Source organism: Ferroplasma sp. Type II (assembly GCF_000496155.1).
In genome coordinates this window covers 1-1,285 of record NZ_KI542780.1, presented here as the reverse complement: position 1 = coordinate 1,285, position 1,285 = coordinate 1, and the positions used below count along the sequence as shown (strand labels likewise).

2 protein-coding genes are annotated in these 1,285 nt (G+C 35.0%); one reads left to right on the top strand and one right to left on the bottom strand.

Annotated elements, in window-relative coordinates:
* Nucleotides 1-236 (top strand): hypothetical protein (locus AMDU4_RS11115; RefSeq protein WP_290705157.1); only part of this gene is annotated, 236 nt, incomplete at its 5' end.
* 46 nt (nucleotides 237-282) lie between these two features.
* Here AMDU4_RS11115 and AMDU4_RS11110 read toward each other — a convergent pair.
* Nucleotides 283-516, bottom strand: a complete 234-nt coding sequence (locus AMDU4_RS11110; RefSeq protein ID WP_290705155.1) for a hypothetical protein — start codon at nucleotides 514-516, stop codon at nucleotides 283-285.
* Nucleotides 517-1,285: the final 769 nt, after the last annotated feature.

The window sequence follows — 1,285 nt, the reverse complement described above, 5'->3', positions numbered from 1 at the left end:
CAGGGCAAACAGGCGTAACCTTCAGGCATGAGAGAATTCGCCTTCCCTCTGATATTGTGATTTTCGTTTTCTTTTCTATGAGCCTTGAAAGCAGGAGCCTGAATTATCTGGATGTTGTTCCCATAACAGTTGGTAATAGGGAACTGTACATATCACTGGAGAGCATAGAAGCATTGGATGTTCTCAAAATCAGGGGGATTTCATATCCCAGGATACGTGAATGTGCACATACATGATTATCTGAAATGTTACGGGAATACTTTAAAGCAGGTCTTCATCATATTACACTGATAATGATTGCCATGCGGAACTTAAGTTAAAATTAATGGTTATTCCCACTTTAGGATAGGTTGTTTCAGGGAGATGAAATCTAAAAAATTCAGATATTACTGGAATCGCGTTGAATCCTGTTGCATGGCTATCAAGATATAGAGTCATTACTTTGATTATCCCGGGAAATAGGGTTTGATTGTGAAGACCAGTGAATTTTTCCCACATAAAAATCTTGGGACTCAAATTAATAAAAAATCTCCAATTTTCAATGATATGGATCAGTGGAGTAATTAATTGAATATCCTATATAAAGAAAATAAGAGTAATATAACAAATGTTGTGCATAAAAAGTATAAGACCGTGACTTTACATGATTTATTAGTTTGTTTGCCTGCCCGTACTGTGTTTTGCGGCCTCTTCAGGTCAAGAGATCTGTAGTGCCTATACAACCGATATAAGGTTAAGTTTGTCCGCTATGGCCAGTGTTTCTGGATTCCTGGAATCAAGTTTTTTCCTCACCTCCTTTCCTGATATTATGTACTGTATCCTCACCTGCCTGAGGAGATCATGGACGGATGCCAGTGATGCTGTTTCTGATATGGTCTTTGAGGTTATGGACAGGTGGTTACTCCCATCTCACTATTATACAGAGATGCTGGATATATCTCATAAAGGTGGTGGATGCATTCAGATCATCTGAGACGGGAAAAGAACTCTCTGAGAAACTCATCGAAGAAGAAGTTCTACAGCAGAATGGAAGATCTTGTCTAATGAGATGGATAAAATATTGAGGAAATAGCTGTGTGGATTCGGCTGAGCTAAACAAATACTATCTATTTAATATGTTATATCTATATTTTTTATAAAGCGTTATTATTAATAATATAAAAGAAGCTGAAAGTAATATTATATCAACTGCTAAATAATATATATTAATTTTTTGATGTAAAATAAAATATATAGAAAATATAATACCTAAAATAAATATAAACATCATATCATTAAGTGCAAA